The 24,836-nt window shown below is 61.0% G+C and carries 20 protein-coding genes; 8 read left to right on the top strand and 12 right to left on the bottom strand.

Annotated features, from left to right (window positions below; genetic code table 11):
- Window positions 1–2 precede the first annotated feature (2 nt).
- The 3 genes from ACIP90_RS18050 to ACIP90_RS18060 are packed head-to-tail and all read left to right on the top strand — an operon-like array spanning window position 3 to window position 3,995.
- Entirely contained in the window at window positions 3–1,634 is a 1,632-nt protein-coding gene (locus ACIP90_RS18050) for a relaxase/mobilization nuclease domain-containing protein (RefSeq protein WP_400580938.1), read from the top strand.
- A gap of 30 nt (window positions 1,635–1,664) precedes the next feature.
- The gene (locus tag ACIP90_RS18055) at window positions 1,665–2,897 is read left to right on the top strand and encodes a hypothetical protein (RefSeq protein WP_400580939.1); all 1,233 of its coding nucleotides are present in this window, start codon (window positions 1,665–1,667) and stop codon (window positions 2,895–2,897) included.
- A gap of 42 nt (window positions 2,898–2,939) precedes the next feature.
- Window positions 2,940–3,995 (top strand): YhcG family protein, encoded by a 1,056-nt coding sequence (locus tag ACIP90_RS18060; RefSeq protein WP_400580940.1) that lies wholly within the window; start codon window positions 2,940–2,942, stop codon window positions 3,993–3,995.
- A gap of 244 nt (window positions 3,996–4,239) precedes the next feature.
- Here the strand turns inward: ACIP90_RS18060 and ACIP90_RS18065 are convergent, their stop codons facing one another.
- Window positions 4,240–5,187, bottom strand: a complete 948-nt coding sequence (locus ACIP90_RS18065) for a hypothetical protein (protein ID WP_400580941.1) — start codon at window positions 5,185–5,187, stop codon at window positions 4,240–4,242.
- Window positions 5,188–5,408: 221 nt separating this feature from the next.
- Here ACIP90_RS18065 and ACIP90_RS18070 point away from each other — a divergent pair, with 221 nt between their 5' ends.
- Entirely contained in the window at window positions 5,409–6,614 is a 1,206-nt protein-coding gene (locus tag ACIP90_RS18070; protein WP_400580942.1) for a PD-(D/E)XK nuclease family protein, read from the top strand.
- A gap of 817 nt (window positions 6,615–7,431) precedes the next feature.
- Here the strand turns inward: ACIP90_RS18070 and ACIP90_RS18075 are convergent.
- From ACIP90_RS18075 to ACIP90_RS18110, 8 genes are all read right to left on the bottom strand, one after another.
- Window positions 7,432–7,722: a hypothetical protein gene (locus ACIP90_RS18075; RefSeq protein WP_400580943.1), complete on the bottom strand. Its 291-nt coding sequence runs from the start codon at window positions 7,720–7,722 to the stop codon at window positions 7,432–7,434.
- Window positions 7,723–7,870: 148 nt separating this feature from the next.
- Window positions 7,871–9,235 (bottom strand): MFS transporter, encoded by a 1,365-nt coding sequence (locus tag ACIP90_RS18080; protein ID WP_400580944.1) that lies wholly within the window; start codon window positions 9,233–9,235, stop codon window positions 7,871–7,873.
- A gap of 24 nt (window positions 9,236–9,259) precedes the next feature.
- Window positions 9,260–10,309 carry a 4-hydroxy-2-oxovalerate aldolase gene (dmpG, locus tag ACIP90_RS18085; protein ID WP_400580946.1) on the bottom strand — a complete coding sequence of 350 codons (1,050 nt, stop codon included), beginning with the start codon at window positions 10,307–10,309 and terminating at the stop codon, window positions 9,260–9,262.
- Entirely contained in the window at window positions 10,306–11,250 is a 945-nt protein-coding gene (locus ACIP90_RS18090) for an acetaldehyde dehydrogenase (acetylating) (protein WP_400580947.1), read from the bottom strand. Before ACIP90_RS18090 ends, dmpG begins: the two co-directional genes overlap by 4 nt.
- Complete coding sequence (locus ACIP90_RS18095; protein ID WP_400580948.1) at window positions 11,247–12,077, bottom strand: 2-keto-4-pentenoate hydratase; 831 nt, start codon at window positions 12,075–12,077, stop codon at window positions 11,247–11,249. The genes ACIP90_RS18090 and ACIP90_RS18095 overlap by 4 nt, the downstream gene beginning before the upstream one ends.
- A 49-nt stretch (window positions 12,078–12,126) precedes the next feature.
- Complete coding sequence (locus tag ACIP90_RS18100) at window positions 12,127–13,074, bottom strand: 3-carboxyethylcatechol 2,3-dioxygenase (RefSeq protein WP_400580949.1); 948 nt, start codon at window positions 13,072–13,074, stop codon at window positions 12,127–12,129.
- A 9-nt stretch (window positions 13,075–13,083) separates the two neighbouring features.
- Window positions 13,084–13,998: an alpha/beta fold hydrolase gene (locus ACIP90_RS18105; RefSeq protein WP_400580950.1), complete on the bottom strand. Its 915-nt coding sequence runs from the start codon at window positions 13,996–13,998 to the stop codon at window positions 13,084–13,086.
- Entirely contained in the window at window positions 13,976–15,784 is a 1,809-nt protein-coding gene (locus ACIP90_RS18110) for an FAD-dependent monooxygenase (protein ID WP_400580951.1), read from the bottom strand. The genes ACIP90_RS18105 and ACIP90_RS18110 overlap by 23 nt, the downstream gene beginning before the upstream one ends.
- Window positions 15,785–16,216: 432 nt before the next feature.
- Between ACIP90_RS18110 and ACIP90_RS18115 the strand changes: the two genes are divergently transcribed.
- From ACIP90_RS18115 to ACIP90_RS18125, 3 genes are all read left to right on the top strand, one after another.
- Window positions 16,217–17,329, top strand: a complete 1,113-nt coding sequence (locus ACIP90_RS18115; RefSeq protein WP_400580952.1) for an alcohol dehydrogenase catalytic domain-containing protein — start codon at window positions 16,217–16,219, stop codon at window positions 17,327–17,329.
- Between the two features lie 62 nt (window positions 17,330–17,391).
- Window positions 17,392–17,997: a cysteine hydrolase family protein gene (locus tag ACIP90_RS18120; protein WP_400580953.1), complete on the top strand. Its 606-nt coding sequence runs from the start codon at window positions 17,392–17,394 to the stop codon at window positions 17,995–17,997.
- An 88-nt stretch (window positions 17,998–18,085) separates the two neighbouring features.
- On the top strand, window positions 18,086–18,811 hold the full coding sequence (locus ACIP90_RS18125) for a GntR family transcriptional regulator (RefSeq protein ID WP_400580955.1): 726 nt from the start codon (window positions 18,086–18,088) through the stop codon (window positions 18,809–18,811).
- 895 nt (window positions 18,812–19,706) lie between these two features.
- Here ACIP90_RS18125 and ACIP90_RS18130 read toward each other — a convergent pair.
- Window positions 19,707–20,756, bottom strand: coding sequence for an MBL fold metallo-hydrolase (locus ACIP90_RS18130; protein WP_400580956.1), 1,050 nt, complete (start codon window positions 20,754–20,756; stop codon window positions 19,707–19,709).
- 858 nt (window positions 20,757–21,614) lie between these two features.
- Window positions 21,615–22,499, bottom strand: a complete 885-nt coding sequence (locus tag ACIP90_RS18135) for a LysR family transcriptional regulator (RefSeq protein ID WP_400580957.1) — start codon at window positions 22,497–22,499, stop codon at window positions 21,615–21,617.
- 420 nt (window positions 22,500–22,919) lie between these two features.
- Here ACIP90_RS18135 and ACIP90_RS18140 point away from each other — a divergent pair, with 420 nt between their 5' ends.
- Window positions 22,920–24,350 (top strand): MFS transporter, encoded by a 1,431-nt coding sequence (locus ACIP90_RS18140; protein ID WP_400580958.1) that lies wholly within the window; start codon window positions 22,920–22,922, stop codon window positions 24,348–24,350.
- A gap of 48 nt (window positions 24,351–24,398) precedes the next feature.
- Here the strand turns inward: ACIP90_RS18140 and ACIP90_RS18145 are convergent, their stop codons facing one another.
- A complete protein-coding gene (locus tag ACIP90_RS18145) occupies window positions 24,399–24,755 on the bottom strand; it encodes a hypothetical protein (protein WP_400580959.1) in 357 nt (118 codons plus the stop codon).
- Between the last annotated feature and the right edge of the window lie 81 nt (window positions 24,756–24,836).

The following is a 24,836-nucleotide window of genomic DNA, read 5'->3' on the forward strand; positions in this document are numbered from 1 at the left end:
CGATGATCCCGAACATCACCCGGGGCTCCCGGATGTCCGGGCTGCTGCTGTACCTGGCCTCCACTGACGCAGATAAGACGAAGAACGCGCACACCGATCCGCACCTGGTCGCCGGCGATGCGGCGATCATGGCGTGGTACGACGACGGCGTCCTGGACAAGGACGACGCGGTGGCGATCGCGAAGCATTTGGACCAGCCTCGCAAGGCCTTCAATGTCGAGGTGCTGCAAAAGGATTTCCGCTGGGACCCGGTGAAGAAGGAGCGGGTGCCGAACGGCCACAAGCACGCCGATGTGTGGCACTGCTCCCTGAGCCTCCGTGCCGAAGAGGGAGCCCTGACGGACCAGCAGTGGGGTGACATTGCGAACGACTTTGTCGACGCCATGGGCTTTACCGAGGCCAGCGGAAAGGCGCAGTGCCGGTGGGTAGCGATCAATCACGGCACCAGTGAGAACGGTAACCACCATATCCACATTGCCGTGTCCCTCGTCCGCGAAGACGGTACCAAAGCCTCCACCCACGGCGACTACAAACGCGCACAACAGACCTGCCGGGAACTGGAAACCAAGTACGGCCTGGAAGAGCTCTCCAGTGTGCACGCCACCCGTGGCTATGACCGTGCCGAGAAGGCCACCGCCGTCCGCGACGAACGTGAAATGCACCGGGCATCGCTGGCCCGCAAGGTGCGCGCCAGCGCCAGCGCGTCAGCGACAGAAGCGGAGTTCGTCCGCCGCGCCCGTGACACAGGGCTGCTGGTCAGGCCGCGCTACGCGAAGAACACCACCGACGTCATTGTTGGCTACTCAGTGGCCGAACGCCCTCGTCCTGGTGAACGGCCGATTTGGTTTGGAGGTGGCACTCTCGCGTCCGACTTGAAGCTCGGCGCCCTGCGTGAAGAGTGGCCGGACTCTCCGCACTTGGCTAGCGAGGCTGCAGCGGAATGGAACGCCGCGGCGCGCAACAAGCGCAAGGTCTCCAGGACCGGTCCCGAGAATGCAACGCCGTCAGCAGAGGTGTGGGTTCAGTACACCCGCAACGCGACAGCGCTGGTTGAAAAACTGCGCGTCCTGCCGCGGGATGACCACGCCACCTGGGCGAAGGCAGCGAGGGAAGTATCAGGGGCATTCGCGGCATGGTCACACCGTCTGGAATCGACGCCCGGACCATTGGCAGCGACCGCTGCCGAGCTGTCCCGCACAGCCCAGCTGCGCGCACCACGCCAGTACAGGAAACCCGTAGCACTCCCGTCCATCGCCGGGACGGCCATGTTGTTCATGGCGGCGTCGAGCAAGGACAAAACGGCGGCCCAGGCGGCCCTCATGCTGCAGCTGGTGAACACCGCTTTTGCCATATACGAGATGCACCAACAATCCGGGCGCATCAGGGAAGCACAGCGGATCCGCGCCGTGGTGACCGAACAATTGAAACCCTTCGCAGCGACCATGCCCAGGCCGGTCACCGTGGGCGCGCCGGAACAGGGTACGCCGGAGAAGACGCCTGTGAAGAAGTCCGTGGAACTCGGTCTCCGAGGCATGGCTCCCATCCGCCCAGGTTCGGCAGTGCCCACCACTCCGACACCCGTGAAAACCCACCAACACACGGGGCGTGAACCAGGCGCCGTGCTCGACCGATAAGAATCACATCAAGTGCAAGGGGGAAACACCATGAGTGAATCAGATGGAATCGATGATGTCCTGGACAGCGGAATGCGCCAGTCACTGTTGATCGCCTCGCGGATTGCCGAAACCCTGGCCCGCCGGCGGCAGGAATTGATGCGGCAACAGGAACAGCAGGACGCCCAGGCATCGCCCGAAGCGCAGGCACACCTGGCTGCCCAACGCAGCGCCGTCCAAGCAGCGCTGTCACCAGTGGAAAAGGATCAGTGGTGGGACAAAGCGCAGCCCCATGACATCGCCACCGCCCATGCCGTCGCGGAAGGCTGGAAAGACCATGACCCGGCGGCATTGGCGGCCGCGGAGCGTATCCGGCATGAAGTCCTGACCCGCTATGGGATCGACACCCACAACGTCGGCGCCGACGCCGCGTACCTGGAATCGGGCATCGAGACCATCACGGCTGAGAAGGCCCGGCTGGAAGCGCTGGCACTGAGCCAGGAAGAGACGCGCAAGGCAGCCACCGAACACGAGAAATCCATGCAGCTGCTCGCAGCTGCCCGCGCTGAAGAGCTCCGCGCCCAGGCGGAGAAACTGGCCCCGGAAATGGAGCGCCACCAGGTGCCGGTGGAGTACCTGGCCAACCCCGAGCTGGCACAGGCATTGCAGAGGGCACACAACGCTAAAACCCCGAAGGCAGTTGCAGCTGCCGACTCGGACATCAAGGAACGGATGTTCCTGATCGGGAAGGACGGCGTCAACGGTCCTGACCTTGACCAGCTGCGCAAGGAAACTACCGCTAACGTCAATGGCACCAACGACTCCCACTTCAAAGATCCCGAGTTCGTCAAAGCAGCCAAGGAAATGCACGAAGCCAAGCTCCTCGCCGAGGGCGGCTTCAAAGGCTCCCAATGGTCTTCACTGGAACAGCGGTACGAACGGGCCGAAAAGGAACTGTTCGTCCGCCTTGAAGGCGTCGGCCGCGAGATCGAGAACCTCGTCACCGGCAACGACAGCAGGCGGCTGCAAGACCAGGGCTTGAAGGCTGAAAGTACATCCGCCGCGGACTACGGATCAGCCGAGCGGCAGGAAGCATTTGCCGCGTCCCTGGCCACTACCGGTGCCAGCGAAACGCAAGTTCGTGGACGGGCAGCAGCAGAGCGCAGCGAGGGCACACACCCCAGCGCCGCCGTCACCATGGGTAAAGGCGCAGCAAAGGCCAGAAAGACCCGCACCGGCGCCGCAGTTGGAGCCGAACGAGGTAAAAGCGGGCCCAGCCGCTAGCCGAAGGCCGGACTGTCGGTGACCCTCGATAGGATCAAACGCATGACCGACGCCCGCGACCTCGCCCTCCCCAGTGGCTACAACGAACTCCTGGGCGAACTCAAGGGCCAGGTCCGGGTCGCCCGAATACAGGCGCTCCGGACCGTGAACACCCAGCTCATCGAGCTGTACTGGTCCATCGGGAAAACTATTCTCGAGCGCCAGCAGATCGAGGAGTGGGGGAGCAAGGTCATGAGCCGGCTTGCCGATGATCTCCGGGCGGAATTTCCAGAAATGAAAGGACTTTCCCGGTCCAACCTTTTTTACATGCGCGGTTTCGCCGCGGCTTGGCCGGAGCCAATTGTCCAACAGGCTGTTGGACAATTGCCGTGGGGTCACATCACGGTGCTGCTGGACAAGCTCGAGTCGCCGGAGGACCGGTCTTGGTACGCCTCAGCGGCCACTAAGTACGGGTGGTCTCGCAACGTCCTGATGAACATGATCATGAACAAAACCCTGGAACGCACCGGGGCGGCGCCTTCGAACTTTGTCCAACAGCTTGTTGGACCAGACTCCGAGCTTGCGCAACAGGTCGCGAAGGACCCTTACAACTTCGAATTCCTAGGCCTCTCCGGCGAAGTAGCCGAGCGTGATCTCGAAAACGCCCTCACCAGCAGAATCACCGAAACACTCCGCGAACTGGGCCCCGGCTTCGCCTTCGTCGGCCGCCAAGTTCACTTCGACGTCGACGGAGACGACTTCTACGTTGACCTGCTCTTCTTCCACATCGAACAATCCCGCTACGTCGTCATCGAACTCAAAACCGGCAAGTTTCAGCCCGAATTCGCTGGCAAACTCAACTTCTATGTCGCCCTCGTCGACGATGTGCTCCGCCGCGACTTCCACAACGAAACCGTCGGGATCCTGATCTGCGGAACAAAGAACGACCGCAGCGTGCGCTACAGCCTCGGACGCTCCACCTCACCGATGGCCGTTGCTGCTTACACCTATGACAAGTTGCCGGCAGCCGAACAGAAAGCACTTCCCGACGAGGGGCACCTCGTCGCCGCCCTGGAATGGACCGAGCCGGACGCGGAGTTGTTAGAAGGCGCTGAGTGAGCTCCCTCGGAAGGCGCGGCGGGCCCGCCCAAAGCATGCTGGCATCGTGACGGTCACGGCGCGCGCCGAGGGACTCGACTCCGCATCGGCCGACATCACCATCCACTGAGGCAGTATCGCTCTTCTCACAGATTAAACGATGGCTGCAGACCCGCCCACCTATTGACTCACATAAAGGGCAGAAGACAGGGCACGGAACATATATCTTCCGGCCCTGTCTTCCAGGACACTATCCAAACGAAGCTCACCAAATATTCTTCTTTGGCGGTTCGGGCGGCAAATGGTTGTTTTCCGGCGAAAATATTCGGTCATAGGCTTCTCCCACTGCCTTCCAAACTATCTTCGGCTTGTGCGGAGTGTACCCCGACGTCCAAAGCGCAGCGGAAAGCGGTGGGATGAGCGCGGCAGCTAACCCAACGACGTAAACAACAGTCATATAGGCCGACACAGCCGCGAGTTGCAGTGCGGCCCTGATGTAACGATCGTGGAAAGGTATGGTCAGCGCTAGTTGGTTGCCGTGATCGGGCTCCACGGCGTTTGCGCCTGCTACTTTGCTATAGGCCGCGTTGATAGCAAAGACAGCTTCTTCGTCCTCGGCTTCCCGGAGCCTACTGGCGATTTCCTCTACTTCTTCTCCCTGGACGGGGGGAAGGTCTTTTAGGAAAGTGCCGCCGGCCTGGTCCAGAACCCGCTGAATCACATCCGCGGCCACAAATGGGCCCGCCAGTCCCATTACCCGATCCATCACGGCCACAGAGGCGTGGAGGGGGGGAAGGTCTTTTAGGAAAGTGCCGCCGGCCTGGTCCAGAACCCGCTGAATCACATCCGCGGCCACAAATGGTGTTTTGATGTTCTTCACGGCACTGGGGCCCGCCAGTCCCATTACCCGATCCATCACGGCCACAGAGGCGTGGAGGGGGGGAAGGTCTTTTAGGAAAGTGCCGCCGGCCTGGTCCAGGACCCGCTGAATCACATCCGCGGCCACAAATGGTGTCATGGACCTAGGGGCCAATCTGACCGATTCAGCTTTTCCGCAGCCCGCTCCGAGTTGGTCTTTGCAAAAAGCGGAGAAGCCTTGTCCGTCGTCATTACCTAATTCTGCCTTCAACGGAGCTAGGCCCTGCCGATTCCCGAATTGGTAGATGTCGCGGCCAAGCAGCTCGAGCGAGCCCCCTGGTGCTTTTTGGATCATGAACTCCTATTGGCTCTCAGGAGGCCGGCGTAAAGATGAGACGCTGACCCTGAGCCCGCGTGGCCGTTTCCTTCAGAGTTTTTCTTCACTATGCGTGGGCTGGCCGCCTACACCACCTCGAATCGAGTTGTTGAAGTGACCCCCATCGGTCGGACTCCTTGGGGTCTGGCGCTGTCCGCGCCGTCCGCCCTATTTGGCGACCATTCAACTAGCATCAGGCTATGGCCCAACGACCGACGGACATGAGTGGCTTCGTCACGGCGCTCGTGCCCATGCTCTCCCGGAGCCTGGCCGAGGAGTTCAATGTCTTCCGGGTGATGCACCACGGCACCCACGAGAAGCAACTTTCCAACGTCTTCGCCTGGCTGCTTGCCGCCGAAGGGACTCATGCACTCGGAGATGCCTTCCAGCGCATCTTCCTCGCGAGGATCAATACTGAGTTATCGGCTGATAAGCAGCTGCCTCCCACCGGCTACCGCGTGGCCCAGGAAGTCGACACCAGAGGGGACGAGGAAGTCGCTGGCGGCGAGGTCGGCATGGACATTGCCGACATCCTCCTGTCGCGACAAGATGCCGCCGTCGTCGTCGAGAACTACGGAACCTCCGATGGACACGGTCACGACTACCGCCGTTATCTCGCCCACGCTGTTGGGCCCGGGAGACCCAGGAGAGCGGCCGCAGTGGTTCTGCTTTGCCACCGCCGCGAGCCCCACCGCCAGCAAGATGGATGGAAACAGGCTGTTGTCGTCACCTATGCCGAGGTTTTAGGGGACCTTCACGCACACGTCGCTCGCGATCCGTCATGGTCTCGGCGGCATCCTGAGCAGCTTTTCTTCATCCAGCAGATGATTGACCACTTCGTGGAAGGCCAGGCGGCAGTGAACCTCGACGACCAGATCTCCTTCATCAAGGCCATGTGCGAGACGGGGGAGTCTGCACGTTACGGGTACCGGCCGCAGGATCGTGCGGCCCAGGAGTTCGCCGATCTCATCGCCGAGCATGCGCGGCGGCAGCTGGAGGACAGCCGCAAGACCCTAGCCGCTGTGAAGGCCGGGCTGCGCAGCTTTGCGCAGACGACGCTGACGAAGCAGGTGAACGAGACTGTCCAGAGCGGGCCGGTGACGACGGTCGAGGCGAGGCTCGCCGGAATATGGGAGTGGTGCGTCGCTATGCACCGCGCTGATGCGCAGCCGACGATCCTCCTCGTGTTCGGGCCGACTGCCGTCGTGGAAAAGGAGCGGGCGCCAGAGGTGGTATCCGACCCTGACTACTCACGAGTGTTCGTGACGCTTAGGACCGCGGGTCAGCAGCAGGGCTCCGAGCAGATCGTGCAGACAGGCGTCAGCCTCGGAGAGGTGATCAACGGGCTCTCTCAGGACGATCACCGTCTGCGAGACGCCGTGCTGGCGGTGGCATCCGGAGGCTGACGGGGACTGGCGTATTTCGCAATCCAACCCATCCATACCCGGCGTTGGGAGTCGAATCAGGCCGCCCCACAGTCAGAGCGCGAGCCTTGATGTCCACTTGACCGGGGCGTCGAGCCACATCCCGCCAGTTATGGGTGTACTCACTCAAGCTTTTAGCTGCTCCGCATTTTCCTGCATCCGTCGGCGAAACACCATAGGAGGGGTGAACAGCAGACCCATGCCCAAACGCCCGTCAGCCACGATCTTCCTGGACATCCCCCCGTAAACTTGGCACTGGCTGAGCAGTTCTGATCCCGCTATTCCGGGGAAAAACGCCACGAACGACGGGCGGAAACAGCCTTTCGTGAGCGCCCGGGGAGGGCCTTTTCCGCCCCCTTCTGACCGCAGCTTTACATAAGATCCGTTATCGGCTCTTTGAGATAGGCGGGGGAGTGGCCTCAGAAGGGGCTATCTGCCGCATCTTCACTATGAGACGGCCTACGGATCCGAGACTGATAATTGCAGCTTCGGTCAGGGTCAGGTTCGCGTTCCCGGCGTCTGTTAGGCAGCTCCGGTGGCGCTGCCGTGCCACCAGCCCTCCCAGGCAGAGGAAGTGATTTCTCCGGACGGAAAGCTTCTTTCCGGTGCTGAGCCGGCTGAATGGCCATAGTGGACCGCGCTGTCCACCACGGGAGCATCTGCTGATTCCTGGGTACGGCTGTTATTGCCACAATCGCTTAGGTCCGTCGGGTGGAAGCCGCAGGTGCGGCTTTGCTCCAAACCTGTCGCGCAGCGTGGGAGGACAGCGTGGGTCTTTACCGCAGCTGTCTGAGGAGCATTAATGCAGTGCTTGGACGATCGCAAGTTCGTAGCCCTCTCGTTTGTCAATCATTTTTCTGCTCTCGAACCCATCTGCCGCCATCCAGACGATGTCTCCGGATGTGGTGACGTCGTCCACGAGCCCTGTCCGGATAACCTGTCCCTCCCGTCGAACCTCCACTACGGCACCGACCAGCAGATGCCAGTCCCGGACCGCTCTTGGCCGCTTCGCGGGTGTCATGCCTTGCCATACAAGAGTCGGAATTTCATCTGGTCCGAAAATGCGGTCCGGGAGATCTGCGCGTGTCATTCGCGTGACCTTTCAGGCAGGACTGAGGACAGGATGAGTGGTGGTCGAACCTGAGTCACGGAACCTCAGCCCGTGAAGAGGAAGCTTGGGCTAGTGGTGGCAGGGGCGGCCCGGAATCTGCCGGCCGCCCCTGCTGTTGAACGACTGGTCAGGATTGGGCAGGGCTGTTTGCTGCGTTTCGTTGAGTTTCTGCGAGTTCTTCGCCGTTTTGGTGGGCTGCTTCCTTCCGTCCCCAGCCACCGGGCAGGAGTGCAACAGAGATGACGGAGATGGCCGATACGATGAGCAGGTAGATGACAATGGAGTCGCTGGATTTGCTCGCCGCAAACAGTGCTGTGGCAATCGTGGGGGCGAAGGCCGAGCCGGCGATCTGCGAGATGGTGTAGCCAACTGATGCTCCGGTATAGCGGACTTCCCGGGAGAAGACCATCGAGAACAGGGAGCCGGTCACGCCGGCTGCCGGAGCCATGGCGATACCGAAGATCATCACGACGGCCAGGATGAAGTTGGCTCCTACGCCTGTGTTGATGAGCATGAACGCTGGACCGATGAGCACACCCATTGCTACGGCACCGGTGAGGTACATGGTCTTCCGGCCGTACCTGTCCGAGAGTGAGCCGAAGACCGGGTAGAGGATGACGGCGACGATGCCCGCGATGAAGACTCCGAGCAGGACGGTAGTACGGTCAATTCCGGCCACGGCCGTGCCGTAACTGACCAGGTAGGCCATGGTGATGTAGGCAAAGACGCCCTGGCTGAGGTAGGTGCCGGCGACGAGGAAAATTTCCTTGGGGTGCCGGCGGAAGGCTTCCTTGATGGGGAGCTTCACCAGCTCCTTCTTCTCCCGGGCCGCCGCAAAGGCGGGGCTTTCGGCGATGGTGAGGCGGATGATTAGGCCGACAATGACCAGGACCGCGCTGACGAGGAACGGCAGGCGCCAGCCCCAGGCGATGAACTGGTCGCCGGGCAGCTGGGTTGCGCCCAGGAAGGCGACCGTGGCGAGGGCTACGCCGGCCGGGGCCCCCATCTGGGGAAACGCTCCATAGAAGCCCTTCTTGCCCTTGGGTGCGTGTTCGACGGCCATGAGCGTCGCGCCTCCCCATTCGCCGCCGACACAGAATCCCTGGAACAGGCGAAGGACGGTCAGCAGGATGGGTGCGGCGATGCCGATCTGTGCATAGCCGGGCAGGAGGCCCATCAGGAACGTTGCGGCGCCCATGCCCACCAGGGAAATGACGAGCATCTTTTTCCGGCCGACCCGGTCACCGAAGTGGCCGAAGACGATGCCTCCGAGCGGGCGGGCAAGGAATCCCACGCCGAAGGTGGCAAAAGATAGCAGCGTGCCCATCAGCGGGCCGGCTTCGGGGAAGAACAGCTTGGGGAAGACCAGCGCTGCTGCTGTTCCATAGATGAAGAAGTCGTAGTACTCGACGGTCGTGCCGATGAAGCTTGCCATGGCAACCTTCATGGGGCTGGTGCGGCCCTCGAGGTTTGGGGATGTCTTCGTTGACATGTCTGGTTCCTTGGGGAGGTGGTGTTAGCGGACGGGGAGGGGTTGCTGGTGCTTCGCAGCGGCGTGCTGGAGGTCGAGGGCGACGTCGGTGATCATGTCTTCCTGGCCGCCGACGAGCTGGCGCTTGCCGACTTCGACGAGGATGTCGCGGGTGTCCAGGCCGTAGCGGGCTGAGGCCCGTTCGGCATGGCGGAGAAAGCTGGAGTAGACACCGGCGTAGCCGAGGGTGAGGGTTTCGCGGTCTACCTGAACGGGGCGGTCGTGCAGGGGCCGGACGAGGTCTTCCGCGGCGTCCTGAAGGGCGAAGAGGTCGGCGCCGTGTTCCCAGCCGTGCAGGGTGGCGACAGCGACGAAGGGCTCTACGGGGGTGTTGCCGGCTCCTGCACCATGACCTGCGAGGGAGGCGTCCACACGGTAGGCGCCTTCTTCGACGGCGACGACAGAGTTGGCCACCGCGAGGGACAGGTTCTGGTGGGCATGGATCCCGATCTCCGTTTCCGGGTTCAGGATGTCGCGGTAGGCACGGACGCGCTGCCGGACACCTTCCATCGTCAGGCCACCACCGGAGTCGGTGACGTACACGCAGTGAGCACCGTAAGACTCCATGAGCTTGGCCTGCTGGGCCAGCTTTTCGGGCTCAGACATGTGCGACATCATGAGGAATCCGGAAACATCCATTCCCAGTTCGCGGGCGTAGGAAATGTGCTGGGCCGAGACGTCCGCTTCGGTGCAATGGGTGGCGACGCGTACAGACCGGACCCCCAGGTCATAAGCCTGGCGCAGCTCATGCAGGGTGCCGATTCCGGGCAGCAGCAGCGTTGTGAGCCGTGCCTTCTTGACCACAGAGGCGGCAGCTTCGATCCATTCCCAATCGGTGTTACTTCCCGCACCGTAGGTGAGGCTGCTGCCTGCAAGACCGTCACCGTGGGCGACCTCGATGGCGTCGACGCCGGCGGCGTCCAAGGCTCCCGCGATCTTGGCGACGTTCTCCGTGCTGAGACGGTGGCGCACTGCGTGCATGCCGTCGCGCAGCGTGACGTCCTGAATGAAGACGCGGGTGGGTGTCTGGCTCATGATGCTACTTCCTGTTTTGTAGAGACCAGCTGCTCGGCGACACGGAGCGCGGCAGAGGTCATGATGTCCAGGTTTCCGGCGTACTCCGGGAGGTAGTGCGCGGCGCCTTCAACTTCGAGGAACACGCTGACCCGCGTGTATTCTCCTGTGCCGCGGCCTTCCGGGATGAGGCCTTTGACTTCAGATCCTTCGTCCTGGAACTGCACGGCCTGCTTCAGCCGGTAGCCGGGGACATAGCCGGCCACCTCATTGACCCGCTCCTGCACAGCAGCGGACACCTTGTCCTGTTCGGCCTCGGTGAGCCGGTCGACCAGGCACAGGACCGTGTCGCGCATGATCATCGGCGGTTCGGCCGGGTTCAGGACGATGATGGCCTTGCCGCTGGCGGCCCCGCCCACCTGGACGATCGCATCCGAGGTCGTTTCAGTGAATTCATCGATGTTGGCCCGGGTTCCCGGCCCTGCAGATTTTGATGAAATGGAAGCGACGATTTCGCCGTAGTGCACAGGTGCGGCGCTGGCGATGGCCGCAATGACGGGTATGGTTGCCTGCCCGCCGCAGGTGACCATATTGACGTTGCCCGCGTCCAGGTGCTGCTCAAGATTCACCGAGGGCACGACGTAGGGGCCAATGGCGGCAGGGGTGAGGTCGACGAGTTTTTTCCCGTAGGGAGCCAGGGCCTCTGCGTTATGGCGGTGGGCTCCGGCAGACGTTGCGTCGAAGACGACTTCGATGTCCTGGAATTCCGGCATTGCGATGAGGCCTTCAACGCCTTCGGCGGTGGTGGCAATGCCCAACCGGGCCGCCCTGGCAAGGCCGTCGGACGTGGGATCGATGCCCACCATGACGCCCATGTCCAGCTTGTCGCTGAGCCTCATGATCTTGAACATGAGGTCGGTGCCAATGTTTCCCGAGCCGATGATGGCTGCTTTTGCGCTCATGAGAACTCCTTAGATGCTGAAACGGTAACGGTGCCCAGGCCGCTGATGCTGGCTTCGACGACGTCGCCGGCTTTGAGGGGGGCCATGGGGCCGAGTGCGCCGGAAAGTACGACTTCCCCGGCACGGAGGGGACGGCCCAGCGCCGCGGCTGTTTCCGCGACCCAAAGCAGGGCGTTGATGGGATCGCCGAGGCAGTCGGCCCCGGTTCCCTGGGAGACCTGTTGGCCGTTGATGGTCATGACCATTTCCGCCCCTGCAGGTACGTAGTCGTTCAGCGTCGCCTTGCTGTTTCCAAGGACGAAGTAGGCGCTTGATGCGTTATCTGCGACCGTGTCCACGATCCCGATGTCCCAATTGGCGATGCGGCTGTCCACGATTTCGAGTGATGGAACGACGAAATCCACGGCGGAAAGAACTGCACCCCGCTCGGTGTTCTCGACGTCACGCCCCATCACGAAGGCAATTTCCGCCTCAATGCGGGGGGCGATCAGCTGCGAGTACGGAATCTCTTCGTCTTCGCCACGCTGCATCTCCGACAGCAGCACGCCAAAGTCGGGCTGGTCCACGCCGAGCTGACGCTGCACCGCAGGTGCAGTCAGCCCGACTTTGCGGCCAACCCGCCGGTTCCGGGTACTGACGCGGCTCTGAATCAGGAGTTCCTGCACGTCATAGGCTGCGTTAAGATCACCGCCCAGCACATCCCTTACGGGTTCGCAGGGGCGTGCGGTCTTCAATGCCCCTAACAGGGTGTTGGCCACGGTCCTCAGGTTCGGTGAACTGACCGCTACCGCTGCGCCGTCATTGGCGCCGCTGGTTTGATTTGTCATTACGTAACTCTCAATCGTGCAGCTTTTTCGTCCGGTGTCCGGCGCTGCGCTAGCTGTGGTCGAGGGTGGCGGTTGTGACACCGAACCCTGCAATGTACTCGCGGATGGGGCGGTAATAGCTGTACTGCACCGTGTAGGGACCAACGGCTCCCAGGGCTGCATAAGCTGCGATCCAGGTACGGACTTCATGGGAGGAGTTACCAGCGATCTCCGTCATCTCCTCCGGTGTCCAGGCGTCGATCGGCGATAGATCCCCGGAGGCGAGAATCTTCATCAGCTGCTGGTCCCACTCAGGGGCAAGGTCCTTAATGTTCGCTTCGCCACGGGCGAACGCGTCCGCAGTGTCGTAGACCCTCTGCTGCCGGGCAGCGCGCGCCTCGGGCGTCTGCTGACCATCGGCCCCGATCAACATCCGGCGCTGGGCTTCGGTGGCGGTGGCCAACCTTGGCACCGGCGGATCGTGGGAAAGCCCACCGGAAGCAATGAGCAGCACTTTCTGATCAAGGGTCTTCAGATATTGACCAATGGCCTCGCCGAGCAGCCGGACACGCTGAAGGGGCGTGAAGGGCGGCGCAACAGAGTTGATAAAGATGGGGATGAACGGCTTAGCGGTGATGTCGCCGTAGACGATCTCCATGGGCTGGACGGCGCCGTGATCTACCTCCATCTTCAGGGAGACGGCAATATCAATACCTTGACCGATCACGAACTCGGCCAGGCCTTGTGCGATGTCCTTCGGGACGTTTAGTGGGCCCGCCTGGCTTCCGTAGTCACCGATGCTGACAGCGTCATAACCGACGCAGAACGCCGGCATCAACTGATAAAAGAAGCCGTTGTAGTGGTCAGGGCCCAGATTGATGACCACGTCCGGATCGTAGTCGTGGACAAAGCTGCGGGCAACGTCGAACGCGGCCTCCACTTCTGACTTAACTTCCGGCCCCGGATCTCCATGTTCGAGGAGAGGACTGTGGGACATGGCAAGCAGAGCAACGGTCATGGCAGTCTCCTAGCCTTGAGTTTGTGCGGAGGTCAGTTCCGCGTCGGCGCCCTCGTCGAGCCCGAGCAGGAAATCCAACTGGATCTTGTTGAAGATCTCGGTCTGCTCGTACTGGGGCCAGTGACCGGCGTTTTCGATGACGGCCAGCCGGCCGTTAGGGATCAGGCCAGCGATGCGGCGGCCCTCATCGACCGGCCCTGAGGGGTCCTTGGTGGTCCATACAACGAGGGCGGGTGCCTGGATGGAACGAAGGTCATCGTCGGTGAGCATGTTCCTGCGGCGCGTTTCGGGATCCTGCAAGGCCATATTGGCTTCGCAGGCTTTAAGCCAGTCCGGCTGCTGGAAGATGGCCTGGCGGGTGCGGATAAGGTCGTCCGTAACCATGGCCGGATCTGCCATCAGCCACTCGAGGCGGGTCTTCACACGCTCCCAGGACGGATCCTTGGCTGCTTCCATTGAAAGGGTGTACAGGCGTTCCATCACCACTGGGTTCGCCATGGTGCCGCCCATGGTGTTCAGGACGATACGTTCGACCCTTTCAGGGAAGTCGATGGCGAAACGGGCGGTCACCCAGCCTCCGAGGGATTCACCGGAGAAGTAGGCCTTTTCGACGCCGATGGCATCCAGGAAATGGTTCACCTGGTCGATGTAGTGCTTGATTTCCAGCGGGTGGTCAGGCTTGCTGCTGTATCCGTGGCCAATGAAGTCGATGGCATAGACGTTGAAGTGCTCGGCGTGGGCCTGCAGGTTCCGCACATATGCTTCGGCGTGGCCGGTGATGCCGTGAAGCATCAGCAGTGTGGGCTTGGAGCTGTCGCCGGCGTGCAGGTACCGGGTGCGGTAGGGGCCGGCCTGGATGAAGCCCTGGCTGAATTCGACCTGGTTGAGGTCGGACCAGACGCTAGTGTACGGGCGTGAATTCACGGGTTTCTCCTACGGTTTCGGGGGTGTTCTGCTTGGTGTTGCCCAAGACGGTGTTCAGTGCCGAGCGCAGCTGGGCGCGGGCTTCTTCTACGTCCCATACAGGGGCGCTTTGGCGCCACGCGATGTAGCCGTCCGGGCGCACGAGCAGGGCACCGGCTTCGTGGATCTCGCGGAGTTTGTGCCAGGCTCCGTAGGGGTCTTCCGCTCCCTTTTCGCCGACAACGACGGTGCGCAGGTAGGGGGCCTCAAGTTCGGCGGCTGCTGTTTCCCAGGCGCGTCCGGCAAGGCCGGTGACAAGGCTGAACTTGCCGTGGCCGGTGACGTCAAGGGTCGATGTCCGGTGGCCTTCCCGGTCCACCAGCCATGCATGCGGAATTTTCGCACCTGGCCGGGTCGTGGGCTGGACGTAAAGCTGCGGATCCCTTGCCCACTGTTCTTCCCCGGCTTCAGGATCAGGAATGACGGCGGCGGATTCGTAGCGCTGGTTTAGTTCGACGCCGTGAGCGTTGAACTCGTAGTTCTTCAATTCCAGGGCTTCCTGGAGCTTCTGACGCAGCTCAACGCCTTCGGGGGTTGGCGCATGCAGGCGTGCCAGCCCGGCCTCAGTGCTGTGTTCCTGGCCCGGGACGCGGAACGTTTCGTTGAGCGGGCCGTAGTCCTTCCTGGACTGGTTAGCGCGGGCGACGATTTGCTTCCCGACGGGGGCGCGCTCGAGAGAATAGGAATCCAGCAGGCTTGCACCCGCGTAGCCCTTGATGACGTATGCGAGTTTCCATGCCAGGTTGAACGCGTCCTGCATGCAGGTGTTTGAACCCAGGCCACTGCTTGGTGGATGCCGGTGCACGGCGTCTCCTCCGCAGAAGACACGTCCGACGGAGAAGTGTTCGGCGTGCTGCTGGTTCACGTACCACGTGGACTTGGTCTGTACGTCGATTTCAAGTTCGGGGTCACCGACTAGGGTTCGAATTTTTTCAAGGATGATGTCTTCGCTGAAGTCAGGCTCGCCGTCTGCCATGTTGAATCCCCATCCGGCGATCCACTCATCCCAGGGCCGGACGGCGCGCAGCAGGCCCATGCCGATCTCGCCAAAGCCGGCAACCGGGTTCATGATCCAGTGCAGGATGCTGGGTCGGTGCGCGACGTACTTGCTCAGGTCGGCCTTGAACAGCACATACGCGGTACCGGCGCGGGCGACCTGCCCGTGGAACGGGAGTCCGATGTCTTCTGCGATCTGTGAACGGGCACCATCTGCGCCGATAAGGTAACGGGCGCGGAGCGTGTAGTCCTGACCCGTGATGTGGTTCCTGAAGGTGACATTCACGCCTTCGGCGTCCTGAACGTGGGAGAGGTACTCGGTGTTAAAGGTGACCTGCGCTCCTCGCTCCCCCGCGTTCTTGAGCAGGATCGGTTCCATCAGCGGCTGCGGAACATCGAGCATGGTGCAGGGGCTGGCCTTCAAATAGTCGCCGTACCGCTCGTCGCCGGTCCCCCAGGTGCGGAGCCGGGCGATCTCCTGACCCGCAAGGCTGGTGGTAAACAGGGTGTCCCCCATGTCCTCCCACGGCACCGCATATTTCGCGGCTTCTTCTTCCACCCCAAGATCCCGCAGGACCTCAACGGCACGCTGGTTGGTAATGTGCGCACGAGGAGTGTTCGCGAGCCAATTCCACCGCGAAATCATATGAACCCGCACGCCCTCGGTAGCCAGCGCGAGAGCTGCCGTGGCTCCGGTCGGTCCCGTGCCCATAATGAGCACGTCGGTATCGAATTCCAACTGAGTTTCCATCACACCTTCTAAGTTCAAGTCCGGACAGCTCCGTCCGCGCTGGAAGAGGTCGTTCTCTACCAGGACAAGGAACCTACGCTTCAAACGTGAGGCCCATCACTGCATCTAACCTACTAGCATGCTAGCAGGTATGTAAAGTCCCTTTTGACCGCCCCGCAAGAATCGATGCGCTGCGGGCACCGCCAGGAGGCCGGGGCACCGCGGCGTGAGGGAGCAAAGTTTTCCCAAAGAAGCGGGGAATTTGGCGCAGCAGCTACTTGCTCACGCTCCTAAACCAGTGCCCCGCACCGTGAAATAGCTCGCGTTGCTAGCATGCTTGCACGCTTGCAGTCTTGCATGTAACGTGGCTCACGCCTAGTGATTCAACTCACCTGCCGCGCTGGCGCGGAGAGGCAACTTTTCGAAAATCCCCCATTTGCAAGGAGCACAAAGATGAGCTTGATGCAGGCCGCACGGCTTCACGAAGTAGGCAAGCCCTTCCAGATCGACCAGGTGGAAGTTCCAGAACCGGGCCCCCGGGATGTGATCATTGAGGTGAAGGCGTGCAATGTTGTACCCAACCTGCGGAACGTCATCACCTCCTACCCCGAGTGGTTCCCGTACCTTCCCCTGCCAGCACTCCCGGCCATCTACGGTCTGGATGCTGCCGGAGTGGTGAGCAAGGTCGGATCCCAGGTCCGCAACGTCAAACCCGGTGACAGGGTTTACATCAACCCGGGCCGGGACTCCGGGGACTCCCACGCTTCACGGCGAGGGGAACGAATCAACGACCCTTCCTACACCTTCCAGGGCTACTTTGGCTTCGGGGCCGGCTCACAGGAAATCTTTGAGGACTATCCCCATGGGGGCTTCTGTGAATACATGAAAGCTCCCGCCGATGGCCTGGTCATCCTGCCCGAATCAATCTCCTTCGAAGCCGCCTGCCGCTTCGGATACATGGGGACGTCCTACTCCGCTCTCCGCAAAGCCGGAGCAGGGGCCGGCACGTCCGTCCTCATCAACGGTGGCACCGGAACGCTAGGGCTAGGCGCCGTTCTGAACGCCCTGGCCATGGGCGCTACGAAGGTCTTCGCGATGGCGCGCGACCGGGAGCTCCTGGATAGGGTTCGACTCCTAGATCCCAAGCGCGTACACGTCCTCTCCCATGGCGACCAGCCTGTAGACGAATGGGTTAGGGAACATACAGACGGCCTGGGCGCGGACATCTTCATTGACGCAGTAGGCCCCGGTGCTCCCCACGAAATCACGCTCGCGGGCATCGAGGCCCTGCGCCGCGGCGGCCGGATGGTCGACATCGGAGGCATGTCCGAACCCCTCCCCCTGGAGATGTTCAAGCTGATGTGCTTCCAGATCAGCGTCATCGGCTCACTCTGGTTCAGCGTCGCAGAAGGTCAGGACATGGCAGAAATGGCGCACGCCGGCACCTTGGACCTCTCTGTCTTTGAACACGAAGTCTTCCCCCTCTCGGAAATCAATGAGGCACTGGACTCGGTGGACAAGCGCCGAGGCGGGTTCACCAACGTCGTAGTAGTCCCGGGCTCCTAAAAAGATCCCGTGCCGCGGGCAACTGCACCCGTGGCATGCCTCCAACCGAAGGGAAGACCGAAATGGAACTCAACCCAGAACGCACGGCCGTTATTGCCATCCACTGCCAAGGAGACATCGTCTCGGGGGAAGGAGCTTTCGCTCCCTTCTTCCACGACCAGATCGTCAGCAGGAACGTCATCAGCAAGATCGGCGGACTACTGAATTCCGCCAGGGACGCCGGCATGACCGTGATCTATACCCGCGTCGCCTTCAAGCCCGATTTCAGTGACCTCAATGCGAACTCACCCCTGCTTAAGGTCGTGGAGCAGTCCGGTTGCCTCAAGGACGGCAGCGCCCTGGCCAACATCATCCCCGAACTCAGACCAGCCGCAACTGATGTAGTCATTACCCACCAGCGAGTAGGTGGTTTCGTACCAGAACTCACAGCCGTGCTGGAAGAACGCGGCATCGACACCCTTGTATTTGCCGGCGTGGCCACCAACGCCTCCCTGGAGAGCACGGCGCGCTCCGCCTCAGACGCCGGCTACCGTGTCATCATCGCGGAAGACGCCGCCTCCGCCGCTACCCTCGAGGCCCACCAGGCCAGCATCGAATCCCTTGGTTTACTCGCTGAAATTGCCTGCACTGATGAAATCATGGGTGCTTCCGCTCCCCAAACCGTCTAAAAAATACGCCCGGCGTTGAACTTCCCTCGCCGGGCGTACGGGACGAAGGGATGATGCTAGCATGCTAGTTGGAGAGGAGAGGATCACGATGCGCAACACAAGGTCTACTGCACCGCTATCAGCTCCTCTAAAACAAAGCTCAACCGGCGGCGGCCGCCTCCTGGGGCGAATCTACGAGGCCGTTCAGAGTCGACTGCTCGAAGGCGAGTACCCAGCAGGGACCAAACTTTCGGTCGAAGCAATAAGGGCGGAATTTGGAGTAAGCAAACAGCCCGTCATGGAGGCCCTCCGTCTGCTTTCCGCGGACGGCTTGGTCGAAATCCTTCCCCAAATCGGATGCGTAGTGACCGAGTACTCGCTTGAAGAAGTAGAAGACTTCTTCAGAATGTTTGCCGGCTTCGAATCCGTTATCGCCGCCGCTGCTGCGCAACGGCGGACCGACGAGCACTTGGACGAGCTATACCTGGCGGCCCGAAGAATGGACCGGCTAAATACCGAGCCGGACCCGGACATCCGTGCCAGCCAATATCGCCTTCAAAACCGGAACTTTCACGAGATCATCCACCGCATGGCCCATTCCAGGGTTATGAGCAACATGAGCCGCCGCATGTGGGATCTTAGTGACTTCCTCATCAACACCACCGGTGCGCCTCACCCAGTTGGGTCTTCCATTGTTGAACGCAACGAAGACCACGCCCGGATAATCAAGGCCCTTGAAATGGGTGACGTCGAGAACGCCAAGGCAGAGATGGAAAAGCACATCCTGTCAACAGCAACCATGATTCAAGCAACTCGAGCTGAATCCGCTTCCTGACTCGACGATACGCGTAGCAGAACCACCATGCTTTTCAGGCAATTTGGATCAGTACTGGTACGCGTGCATATTCGATTTCGAACTATTCGTGCCTTCTGAATAACGCTTTAGACCATGCAGCTCAAAATCATGGAGGACACTGGGCTCTTGTGTGGCCGGACTCCTTGAGTCCGGAGACCTGGTTCACTGCCGGGCAGTTCGTCCATTTGAGGCACACCCCAACCTGACGACGATGGTCGGGACGTGTTTTACGATTCCCACCCTGGCTTCCAGAACCAGAGTGCACATGAGGCTGACGCGGCCCACAACCGGGGACAATTCTCATAGGTTATCCACCGCTACTGCTGCCAGGGAGCTACCCTAATGGCTCCCATTCCCAGCCGTGGATAACCAGAAATGACCCCAGCCGTGGATCGCCCACCGTCTCCCTTGTAGGCAGGAAGCAATGGCTGATCCAGACATGGTCAGGCTGACAGAAGGTTGGTTATCGGCGTTCAAACAACGGGAGTGGAAGTAGCTGCGAGAACTCCCGTCCCATGACGAATCCGGCGTTTCCGCAGGTCAACCAGGCTTTGCTGGTGGCGCGCGTTCTTCACGCCAACGATGAATTTGCCCTCGGATCGCTTATGGCTGTAGGTTTCCTGCATTACCTGGGCAAGGTAGGAGTAGGGTTCCGATTTTGAGGCCACGGACTGAACTTGCAGGGACACGTTCAGGCGACTACAACTTTGGGTCCGTCGTAGACCCCGTGCGCCTTAGGCCAACGTCCGGTTGGTTCGGCGCGCTGGTGCGCGGCCTTCAGATCTGCTCCCTGGGCCAAGGCGGCGACGTCCGCGGACCTTTAGATCCGCCCGATCCACCACAACAGCGCAGATTAAGTCGGCGTCGGCCGTGATCACAGCTCTACCAGGTGGGGATGTGTGACGGGTACGTTGATGGCATGGCCGTTTGATCTCAGGTACACGACGTGGCTGGCTGTTTCGGAGACCGCTAGGCGCAGAGAGAACGACTGCAGGGAGTCCCAGCCGCGGGACCACGTTAGATGGCGGGTGATGTCCCAAACGGTTTTGGGCTGATGTTCCTCCACGACGCGAAGGACCTCGGCGGAGCGCGCCCGGTTGTGTTCGACCAGCTGCGCCACCCGCCGCTGCATCCCCCTGAAGCGGTACTCGTGCGCGGGGCACACTTCCATCTCGTCCTCGAAGGCGATCAGGTCCAGAGAGGCGTAATAGTCCGCGAGCGGGTTTGCTGGTCCAGGCAGCTCTAGCGCAATGTGCGGAGAGATACGTGGCAAGACGTGGTCCCCGCTGAAGATCAGGCCGTGCGGCTCATCGACCAGGCAAATGTGCCCAGGTGAGTGGCCGGGAGTTGTGATGACCCGTAGGTCGAGTCCTTGCGCAGGCACCAGGCTGCCTTCAGAAAGCCTCAGGTCGGGATCCGCGAGATTCTGCAGATGTACCAGGCTGGGACGATTCATCGCCACCTCCGATAACCTGGCTGCCGGAACGCCCCATAGGGTCAGCTCCTCGCGATGCATGCTCAGGACAAGGTCAAGATCCTCGGAGGCGGTGAACCGGCGAACCTCACGCTCACCCAAAGCAACCCACGCTCCCGAGGCCACCCGCAGACGAGCAGCCATGCCGAGATGGTCCGAGTGGAAATGAGTGACCACTATGCCGGTAAGGTCGGTGAGCCCGAGGCCGGCCTGACGCAGACCAGCAGTCAAATTGGTTAGGCCCTCCTCGCTGTCCCAGCCCGGATCAATAAGAATTGCCTCGCCGTCGCCCAAGAGCAGGTAACTCAGCGTATAACGCATGGGATTGTGGGGGAAGGAGACAGGGATGGACCACACGTCCCTGCCAAGCTGCTCTATAGGTGGCAGAACCTTGTTCTGCCACGCTTCCTTTTGAGCATGGCCGGTAAGGGTAATCGGCGCCAGTATCATCTGTTTCCTCTCACGGATCCCAAGAATAGGGACGGACCGAGTTGGCCGGAACGCGCGACCCTAATGTCCGCCCACGCAAATCTGCTCACTGGGGGCGTGTGGCAGAGAGCGCTGCACATCCTGCTCAAGCGCCAGCACGGTTATCCCGTCTTGCGGCTTGTACGACTGCATCTATGTATGGTCATTATTCCCATGTCCAGTTTGTACAGCAGAGCACCGCCTGTGAAATGCGCTATACGAAAAGGTCATGCGAAACGGTTATGAGAGGCTCGCCGGCGATCTCCGGGCGCCGCGGTCACGTTAAGCGAAACTACGTGAACGAACGTGCGTCGTCTATGCACGCGCCTTGCACACTCACCGATTTCGGTGAGGCACGTTCGGCGAGACTGGCTGCCTGCCGCTGATAGCTATCAGGAGCTCGACGAACCACCGAGCACCACATATCCGAGTTGGGCATATGGTGGTCCAGGTTCAGGGGACCGGCAGAAGGAAGGTCAGCCGTCCTCGGAAACAGCTTCGGGCTGCATCCAGCTTTTACCGACGGCTGGCGCTCGGACCGGGCAAGGAACAAGCTCAGCACCGTGTTCGTCACCGACGACGCCGCCGGGAAGCTGCGCGCGCGTGGGTGGTCAAAGAACAGCTCTGGGCGCCGCTCTCCACCGGGTCTCTCGCCGATGCAGCTGCTGAGAAAGCCGCTTGTAGGCCCTCGTCCCAAGAGCCGGGCAAACGGAAACACACCGTCTCTGGCGCAGGGTCTGCAGGTGGCGGAAAGAGATCGAAGTCCTCAATTACAAAAAGCGTATCCTGTTGCACACTGCGGCCGGAACAGCGGCATGAGCATCCATCACGGCGGAACATTCACACATCGTGAAGGGCCTCCTTACGTGAACGGATAAACGAGATGAAGCGGTCTCCGGAGGAGGGCAGGCGCCGCTGCGGGTCATAGACGAGGCCAGCGGGGCGGACCGCGTCGTCATCAATAAAAGGAATGACCTTGACTCCGGACGGGGGCTCCTGGAAAGGAAGGATGGCAACGCCCACGTTCTTCTGCACCAGACCCCACAATGTCGGTAGTTCGGTCGCTTCGAGAATGATATTGGGAACGACTCCATGCCTCGCTAGGTAGGAGTCCGTAATTTGCCGCAAACCGAACTGTCGGCGCGACGCTACGAAGGGGAGAGTTTGGAGATCTGAGGGTGTAATTGTCGTCCGATTGGACAAATCACCATCGATCGACGTCGCGAGCCCAAGTCGCTCGTAGGCGAGGGGTATCCATTCGAGGGAGGGATCCGCAGGCTGGGGGCTCATGATGCCGGCGTCGGCTTCCCCGGAACGGATGGAGGCCAAGACGTCGTCGGCAGCGCATCCACGCAAAGTAAAACGTGACTGTGGCCAGGATTGCTGGAACTCGCTAAGGAGTTGCGGCACAAGCCAAGAACCGAACGAAGTGACATACGTCAGGGAAATGGCACCCCCTAGTGGGTTCTGCAGGGCCCTTATCCTGGCGTTGGCCTCGTCGATTTCGTTGACTGCCCGGGCCGCGTGCGGGAAAAGAATTTCTCCTGATTCGTTTAGCGACAATCTCTTCTTCCGCCGCGCGAAAAGTTCGGTACCCATCTCCTCTTCCAGCCGTTGCAAGGCCCGCGTCAGGGCCGGCTGGGAGATGTGAAGCTCTTCTGACGCCTGGGTGACGTTTTCTGTCTCGGCGACGCGGATGAACCACGCGAGCTCGCTAATGCGCATTGTTTCTACCTCCGGGAGGTCTGGCGAGAGGTCAGGCTGCCTTCCAATCATAACCGTTATGCATAGTTTTCTTTGAAAAAGTCATTTCACAGGCTGGGGATGGATGCGCAAACTGGATACATGCATGAATGTGAGGCGGCACACAGGCCGGATTGAGTCACCGCTGACGCAATCAGAGTTTGCTCCCCGAGCGCGGATTACCCACCCGCCGATCAACCTCGTCCCCGGCACGCCGGAACCGAAACGCTACACCGGACGAAGCCCGGGGAGGCGAAGGAACTCAAGCGCCGGGGACCGACCGCTCGATCAAGGTGTTCTCGCTTTTTTGTCATCCTGGATGTGATTCCGGGGACCGGGCATTGTGCCCGCGCAACCCAAGTTTCCGCGACCCTGAGCACAGGGAGCGGGCGAAAGGAAAGTATGCAATTGGAACAGTTGCCGGTCAGTAAGACGGCGCGTAGAAAGACGCTCATTTCGAGCACTGCCGGTGCCGTTATCGAATGGTATGAGTTCACCGTGTACGCGGCCGCAGCAGCCCTTGTCTTCGGGCCGATGTTCTTTCCATCGCTTGAGCCAGGCGTGGGGCTTATCGCATCTCTTGCTACCTTCGGCGTTGGCTTCGCGGCCCGCCCGATAGGTGCCGTAGTATCGGGTCACCTGGGTGACTCCATCGGCCGTAAATCAACTCTGATCCTGACGTTTTCGATCATGACTGCGGCAACGGCCGGCATCGGCCTTATTCCGACTTATGCCCAGATCGGCATTGGGGCACCCATCCTGCTGTGCATTCTCCGATTCGCCCAGGGCTTTGCTGTCGGCGGGGAGTGGGGTGGTGCAGCCATCATCGCTGTTGAGAACGCACCGAAGGGCAAGCGCGGTTTCTATGGATCATGGCCTCAAATTGGTCCGTCGACGGGCCTACTCCTTGGTACAGCGGCCATAACCGCGGCCAGTGCACTGACTGGAGACCAGTTCGTAGAATGGGGGTGGCGAGTCCCGTTCCTCGCGTCGATCGTTCTCACGGCTGTTGGCCTGTGGATCCGCCTCTCCGCGCAAGAGTCGCCGGCATTTCTTGAGCAGAAGAAGCGGCTGGAGAAGATAAAGGAACATCCGAAGACCCCGATCGTAGAGCTCTTCAAATCGAACGGGCGTGCGCTGCTTATCACCATCTTTGCCCGTGGCGTAGAGGCTGGTAACTACTACCTGTTCACCGTGTTCGTCCTGTCGTATCTACAAACCAATCACCACGTCCCGCGCGAGTACGGCCTCGTGGCAGTCATGATCGGTGCGGCCTGTACCATGCTGACGATCCCGATTATTGGAGCGATCAGTGACAGGCTCGGCCGGAAGAGGGTCTTCCTCTGCGGTGGGTTCTTCGTGGTGATCTTTGCATGGCCGCTACTCGAAATGATCGGTACTGGGCACCCAGTGTTGATCACCCTGGGTGTAACTCTATTCCTCGTGCTTGGCAACGCGGTAGTTTACGCACCGTTGGCTTCCTTTTACTGCGAACTTTATCCAACGAAAGTGCGCTATTCGGGAATTTCCATCGGTTACCAGACGATGTCGGTCTTCCTCTCAGGGGCTACACCGGTGTTCGCCGCGTGGCTGATCCATGTCAGCAACGGCAGTCTGTGGTCGCTTGCCCTGCTCGCAAGCGGTTCGGCGCTGCTAGGCGTCATCGCAGTTTGCTTTGCTCCCGAGACGAAAAACGTAGACCTAGATGCCGTCGAGCCACTTCCGTGGAAGGGCGAGTGGATCTCGACGATCGCCCAAGCTGAGGCACGCGACAAGACATTGGCCAACGCGGGTGCTCGAGAGGCCGCCATGTCGGCAGCCGACAACAAATAGGCACGCGGGGTAACCTGCGCGAGTAGCGCAGGTTGCTCAGGCGCACTCCTACCGCTCCGACCTGATCGCGGACCCTGGACCAGTTTTGTGGTTCGTCGTGTGTGCCGTCGCTCTTGTTGCAGGGACGTGAGCGGGTGTAAGTGATCCGTTGCTCCTGGCAGAAGTCGAAAAGATCGATATTGATTCGCCGCCGTTGTCCGAATCGATGCCGATCACCGGGAACGGGAAGGCAGAGATGACCTGCTGGAGGGATGCGAAGACATGCTTCTGGGCCTTGTTGGGCACGGACCTGTTCACCGTCCAGCCGGTGGCGATGTCCGTGACCGTGAGCGTGAAGCAGAACTGCCCGGAACTGTTGGCGCCTTCGTGGCTGGTCCAGAATCCTTCCCTTCCGGAACCTGTCACCGGCCCGATAGGACCTGGCCAGCTGCTTCGTCACGGCCTTCCGCTCAGCCATCGTCAATCCCATACCCGGCGTAGCCCCAT

Source organism: Arthrobacter sp. NPDC093139, from assembly GCF_044754165.1.
Taxonomy (GTDB): domain Bacteria; phylum Actinomycetota; class Actinomycetes; order Actinomycetales; family Micrococcaceae; genus Arthrobacter.